Source organism: Anaerostipes amylophilus (genome assembly GCF_025567365.1).
Taxonomy (GTDB): Bacteria; Bacillota; Clostridia; order Lachnospirales; family Lachnospiraceae; genus Anaerostipes; species Anaerostipes amylophilus.
This window is the reverse complement of sequence record NZ_JAOQJG010000011.1, coordinates 21657-27918: the sequence shown is the minus strand read 5'-3', so window position 1 is coordinate 27918 and position 6262 is coordinate 21657. Positions and strand designations below refer to the sequence as shown.

The 6262-nt window shown below is 37.1% G+C and carries 6 protein-coding genes; 5 read left to right on the top strand and 1 reads right to left on the bottom strand.

The window, feature by feature from the left end; genetic code table 11:
* Positions 1-126: 126 nt before the first annotated feature.
* Positions 127-1218: a redox-regulated ATPase YchF gene (gene ychF / locus OCV53_RS12035; protein ID WP_008392014.1), complete on the bottom strand. Its 1092-nt coding sequence runs from the start codon at positions 1216-1218 to the stop codon at positions 127-129.
* Between the two features lie 199 nt (positions 1219-1417).
* Here ychF and lgt point away from each other — a divergent pair, with 199 nt between their 5' ends.
* The 5 genes from lgt to OCV53_RS12010 all read left to right on the top strand — a co-directional run bounded on the left by lgt (position 1418) and on the right by OCV53_RS12010 (position 6227).
* On the top strand, positions 1418-2314 hold the full coding sequence (gene lgt, locus OCV53_RS12030) for a prolipoprotein diacylglyceryl transferase (protein ID WP_055198522.1): 897 nt from the start codon (positions 1418-1420) through the stop codon (positions 2312-2314).
* A gap of 202 nt (positions 2315-2516) precedes the next feature.
* The gene (gene mraZ, locus OCV53_RS12025) at positions 2517-2948 is read left to right on the top strand and encodes a division/cell wall cluster transcriptional repressor MraZ (RefSeq protein WP_055198526.1); all 432 of its coding nucleotides are present in this window, start codon (positions 2517-2519) and stop codon (positions 2946-2948) included.
* A gap of 12 nt (positions 2949-2960) precedes the next feature.
* Positions 2961-3896 (top strand): 16S rRNA (cytosine(1402)-N(4))-methyltransferase RsmH, encoded by a 936-nt coding sequence (rsmH, locus tag OCV53_RS12020; protein ID WP_022374917.1) that lies wholly within the window; start codon positions 2961-2963, stop codon positions 3894-3896.
* A gap of 15 nt (positions 3897-3911) precedes the next feature.
* A complete protein-coding gene (locus OCV53_RS12015; RefSeq protein ID WP_022374916.1) occupies positions 3912-4397 on the top strand; it encodes a septum formation initiator in 486 nt (161 codons plus the stop codon).
* Between the two features lie 12 nt (positions 4398-4409).
* A complete protein-coding gene (locus OCV53_RS12010) occupies positions 4410-6227 on the top strand; it encodes a peptidoglycan D,D-transpeptidase FtsI family protein (RefSeq protein ID WP_022374915.1) in 1818 nt (605 codons plus the stop codon).
* The last annotated feature ends 35 nt before the right edge of the window (positions 6228-6262 follow it).

Genomic DNA, 6262 nt, shown 5'->3' with positions numbered 1-6262 from the left:
CTTCCCATAAAAAAACCTCCAAACTGAGTAATATTATCTTACATCAGTTTGAAGGTTTACACAAACTTTGGGATACTCCCTTATGATATCTTATATACTCAAAGTCTATGGTAAAGAAACTATAAATTAAACATTAAAGCGGAATACAATAATATCCCCATCTTTCACAACATATTCTTTTCCTTCCTGACGCACAAGTCCTTTCTCCTTACAAGCCTGCATCGTACCATATTCTTTCAGATCTTCAAAAGAAACAACCTCAGCACAGATAAATCCACGCTCAAAGTCTGTATGGATCTTACCAGCAGCCTGAGGAGCTTTTGTTCCTTCTTTGATCGTCCAGGCACGAGTTTCGTCTTCTCCAGAAGTTAAGAAACTAATTAATCCAAGAAGTGAGTAGCTGGCAGAGATCAGTTTTTCAAGACCAGATTCTTCTAATCCAAGATCTTCTAAGAATTCTTTCTTCTCATCATCATCTAATTCAGAGATTTCCTGCTCGATCTGAGCACATACAACGAATACTTTCGCATCAACGTCTGCGGCATATTCACGAACAGCTTTTACATAATCATTATCTTCTCCTGCAAGTTCATCTTCATTAACATTAGCAGCAAAGATGACTGGTTTGATCGTTAAAAGGTTGCAGGAATTTAAGATTTCCTGATCTTCTTCATCATCTACCTCAAAAGTTTTGGCAAGTTTACCATCCTCAAGATGAGCTTTTACTTTAGATAAGAATTCAACTTCGTGAGCAAGAGATTTGTCGTTTCTTGATCCTTTTGTTGATTTTGCGATACGGCGGTCTAATACTTCAATATCAGAGAAGATCAGCTCAAAGTTGATCGTTTCGATATCACGAAGTGGGTTTACAGAACCATCAACGTGAACGATATTTCCGTCATCAAAACAACGAACAACATGAACGATTGCATCAACTTCACGGATATTTGCAAGGAACTGATTTCCAAGACCTTCACCTTTGGAAGCACCTTTTACAAGACCTGCGATATCAACGAATTCGATCGCTGCAGGGATCACTTTCTTTGAATGGTATTTCTCAGCCAGATAATCAACACGAGCATCTGGAACTGTTACGATTCCCACGTTCGGGTCAATCGTACAGAATGGATAGTTTGCGGATTCAGCACCAGCTTTTGTTAAAGAGTTAAATAATGTACTCTTTCCGACGTTTGGTAATCCTACGATTCCTAATTTCATAATCTATTAATTCCTTTCTCATGGGTATTCTTTAAAACAGACCCGGAAGAAAATATCCAAGGCCATACTGTGAATAGTTTACCATAAGAGACTTGAAAAGAAAAGAGAAATGGGATAAGATATCTTTGATTTAGACAACAAATGTATGCAGCAAAATGAGGTAGAGACTTATTAAGATGATAGAAAGGAAGAGAAAGCGATGGAACATCAAATCAGATTTCCACATCTTGGAATTGTACTGAAAAATGTCGGTGATGGAATTAATATCGGTGGCTTTGAAATTAAATATTACGGAATGATCATTGCAACAGGCTTTTTACTTGGACTGATCGTTTCCTATTACGCAGCAAAACATGAAAATAAATTCAATCCAGAATTAATTTTCGACTATCTGATCGCTATGATCATTCCAGCAATTGTTGGAGCAAGACTTTATTATGTGATTTTTTCATGGGATTATTATAAGAATCATTTATCTGAGATCATACAGATTCGAAATGGAGGACTTGCAATTTATGGAGGAGTGATCGCAGGAGCGATTACATTATATATATTCTGCAAGAAGAAACATATATCAATGCTTCAATTTGGAGATGTTGCAGTAAAAGGACTGCTTGTTGGGCAGATTCTTGGACGATGGGGAAACTTTTTTAACAGGGAAGCATTTGGATCTTATACAAATAGCCTGTTTGCAATGCAGATTCCAACGAACTTTTTTGTGGAACATGGAAGAATTGATGAAATTATATCCAATGGATTATATGATAAAGCAACCTATGCAGTATCTGGAAATGAAGCAGCAACTTTTATCCAGGTACATCCAACCTTTTTGTATGAATCTATGTGGAATCTTGCATTACTGCTTTTAATCATATTCTTTTTTACAAAGAGAAAGAAATTTGATGGAGAGCTGATCGCAATTTACTGTATTGGATATGGAATTGGAAGATTTCTGATTGAGGGACTACGAATGGATTCCCTAATGATCGGATCGACAGGAATCAGGGTGTCCCAGATGTTAGCACTGATCCTTGCAGTTTTTGGAATTGGCTGGATCATATATAACCGCAGAAAATCACGGAAAAATCACAGATAAATCACACAAAAATCACACATCTAAGCACGAAAAGAAGGGAATTTTATGCACTTTCAGCAAGCCCCTTCTTTTTTGTGCAAAAAAACATGAATTTCTAAGAAAAAACTAAGATTTGATTGTGCATTATTCCTTGCAATTTATAGAGGTATCGTATAAAATAATGTTTATAGGTGGTTAGAAGTGGTGGAAAGTGGTGATACCTGTGTTTATGGGAGAATTTAATCACACAATCGATGCAAAAGGCAGGCTGATCATCCCTTCACGATTCCGCGAAGAGTTAGGTCAGGAATTTGTGATGACAAAGGGATTGGATGGGTGCCTGTTTGTGTTTCCACAAAATGAATGGGAAAGCTTTCAAGGAAAGTTAAAGACATTGCCACTGATCAATAAAGATGCCAGAAGATTTTCTAGATTTTTTATGGCGGGAGCAGCTCCGTGTGAGATGGACAAGCAGGGAAGAACATTGATCCCGGCAACACTCAGAGAATTTGCTCAGATGAAGAAAGAAGTTGTATTAACAGGAATGGCTGATCGTATCGAGATCTGGAGTAAGGAGAAGTGGATTGAGAACAATTCTTACGAGGATATGGATGATATTGCAGCCAGCATGCAGGAATTAGGATTAAGCATATAAGTTAGGTGGATTATGGAATTTAAACACATTTCCGTTTTACTAGACGAAACGATTGAAGAACTACATATTAAACCAGACGGAATCTATGTGGATGGAACTCTGGGAGGAGGCGGACATGCATATCATGTATGCCAGAAACTATCAGAGAAAGGAAGATACATAGGGATCGATCAGGATGCGGATGCGATTGCTGCAAGTACGAAGAGATTAGCCCCATTCAAAGATAAGGTAACGATCGTGCGTGATAATTATGTTAACATGCCAAAAGTATTACATGATCTTGGAATTGAACATGTTGATGGAATCCTGTTAGACCTTGGAGTTTCATCATTTCAACTAGATGAGAAGGAACGTGGATTTACTTATAGAGAAGACGTTCCGCTTGATATGAGAATGGATCAGAGACAGTCGCTGACAGCCAGAGACATTGTTAATGATTATTCAGAGATGGAACTGTTCCATATTATCAGAGATTATGGTGAGGAGAAATTTGCAAAGAATATTGCAAAACATATTGTCAATAAGAGAAAAGAAAGTCCAATCGAGACAACCGGACAGTTAATAGAAGTCATCAAAGGTGCGATCCCGATGAAGGTCAGAGCGGTTGGAGGACATCCTGCGAAGAAGACTTTTCAGGCGATCCGTATCGAATGTAATAGAGAATTAGACGTACTGAAAGACAGTATTGATGCGATGATCGATCTTTTAAACCCAGGTGGAAGATTATGTATCATTACTTTCCATTCCCTAGAAGATCGTATTGTCAAGAGAGCTTTTAAGAAGAATGAGAATCCTTGTACATGCCCGCCAAACTTCCCAGTATGTGTATGCGGCAACGTATCCAAAGGAAAGCAGTTAACAAGAAAACCTATCATTCCAGGGGAAGAAGAACTAGAATACAACAAAAGAGCAAAAAGTTCCAAACTTCGAGTATTTGAAAGGGCATAAAGAGGGAGAAGATCAATGGATAAGACAAGACAAGAACGTTATAATATGATATATGGCAATACAGCGAGGAAGATTGAAGCCAGCACACAGCCGGCAAGCACACAACCAGAGAGAAAACAAAGACCAAGAAGAAAAATACAGACAACACCGCAGACCAAACAGAATCAGAAAAGAGTGCAATCTATTGATCTTGCATTTATCAAGGTATTGGTTGCAGGAATCTGTGTGATCGCAGCAATGAGTTTTTTTTATCTGTCAGAGCGTGCACAGTTTATGAAGCAGAAATCAGTTCTTTCTGATTCAAAGACACAGCTTAATACATTACAAGTAGAGAATGAGGATATGAATTTAGAAATCGAACAGAGTATCAAATTTGATACGATTGAGACAGCTGCAAAGAAATATGGAATGAGCAAACCAGATGCAAGCCATATTCTCCGTTATGAGAGTCAGGATGCTGAATATATACGGCAGTATGGAAAGATACCAAATGCAGACTAAGAGGTGGTTGACTTGAAGAAGAGAAGAAGAAAACCAATCAGACGATTAAACAATGCTATGAAAAAACGTACGATCTTTGCGTGTGCTTTCATAGCACTTCTTTTTGTTATTTTGATCGGAAGACTTGTCTATTTCAGTGTTTTTAAGAATAATATTTATAAGAGACAGGTTTTGTCACAGCAGAATTATTCCAGTGAAACACTTCCTTATAAGAGGGGGGATATTCTGGATCGTGATGGAAATATATTGGCAACAAGTCAGAAAATGTATACATTGATCTTAGAGCCAAAAAATATTCTAAGATCTGATAAGATACAGAAAGAAACGATCAATGCACTTCATAAATATATGAAGATCGATAAAGATGAATTATTAAAATTTATAAAAAAACATAAGAATTCATATTATTCTGTGTATAAAGATGAACTTGCCTATAGTGATATTGCTGATCTTAAGGATTTTATTGCTTCTGATAAGGCAGATAATGTCTCAGGAATTGTATTTAGTGAGAAATACAAACGCCGTTATCCAAACCAGTCATTGGCAAGTCAGATGATCGGATTTGTTTCTGATGGAACGATCGGAACAGGAGGTATTGAGCAGTATTATAACAGTACACTCTCTGGAGTGAATGGAAGAAAATACAAATATCTTAATGAGGAACTGGAACAGGATAATTCAATTGTAGAACCAGAAAATGGACAGACAGTAGTATCAACACTTGATTCTAATATTCAGAAGCTGGCAGAAAAAGAGCTCGCTAAATTTGAAAAAAAATATGGCAGTAAAGGAAGCAGTATTCTTGTTATGAATCCAAATAACGGAGAGATTTATGCTATGGCTAATTCTACGTCTTATAATCCGGAAAGCCCAAGAGATGACAAAAATCTGCTGAAGAAATACTCACAGAGCCAGATTAATAATATGAGTGAGAAACAAAAGACAAAAGCTTTCAATGAGATTTGGAAGAATCCAATTGTTTCCAATGCGTTTGAACCAGGATCCACTTATAAGCCATTTACTGTGGCAGCAGGATTGGAAGAAGGAATCTTAAAAGGAAATGAAACATTTTACTGTGACGGCTATCAGAAAGTAGGTCCACATACGATCCATTGTTCTCACAGAAATGGACATGGGCTGATCACATTGTCACAAAGTATTTCACTTTCCTGTAATGATGCTCTGATGCAGATTGCAGAGAAAGAAGGAAAGAATGTATTTGCAAAATATCAGAGAAATTTTAATTTTGGAAAGAAAACAGGAATCGATCTTCCAGGAGAAGCACAGACAGCATCACTGCTTCATGATGCGAAAGATATGACAGCAGCAGACCTTGCAACAAGTTCTTTTGGACAGTCATTTAACTGTTCTATGATTCAGATGGCCAGTGCTTTCAGCTCATTGATCAATGGTGGATATTACTACAAACCACATGTTGTGAAACAGTTAAGAAGCAGTTCTGGAGAAGTTGTAAGTAATATAGAACCTACAATGGTAAAACAGACTGTTTCTAAGGAAACTTCAGATAAATTAAAAAAATACATGAAAGAAACCGTAGAATCAGGAACTGGAACAAAAGCGAAGATGAAAGATTATTCGGCAGGAGGAAAGACTGGTACGGCACAGAAGATACCAAGAAGTGCAGGAACATACATTGTATCATTTTGTGGATTTGCACCAGCTGAGAATCCACAGGTACTTGTATATGTTGTGATCGATGAGATTCAAAAAGAATCTCAGACAAATACAGGACTTGCAGTGGAGGTTGCTAAGAACGTATTAAAGGGTTCATTAAAAGAACTAAATGTTCCAAAAAGCAACAAAAAGTAATATAGAAAAATTTTCTTCATAACCTTATTAATAAT

What these genes read in the sequence shown, in the direction of transcription:
- ychF (WP_008392014.1), bottom strand. Translation starts at nt 1,218, where the DNA reads ATGAAATTAGGAATCGTAGGATTACCAAACGTCGGAAAGAGTACATTA.
- lgt (WP_055198522.1), top strand. Translation starts at nt 1,418, where the DNA reads ATGGAACATCAAATCAGATTTCCACATCTTGGAATTGTACTGAAAAAT.
- rsmH (WP_022374917.1), top strand. Translation starts at nt 2,961, where the DNA reads ATGGAATTTAAACACATTTCCGTTTTACTAGACGAAACGATTGAAGAA.
- OCV53_RS12015 (WP_022374916.1), top strand. Translation starts at nt 3,912, where the DNA reads ATGGATAAGACAAGACAAGAACGTTATAATATGATATATGGCAATACA.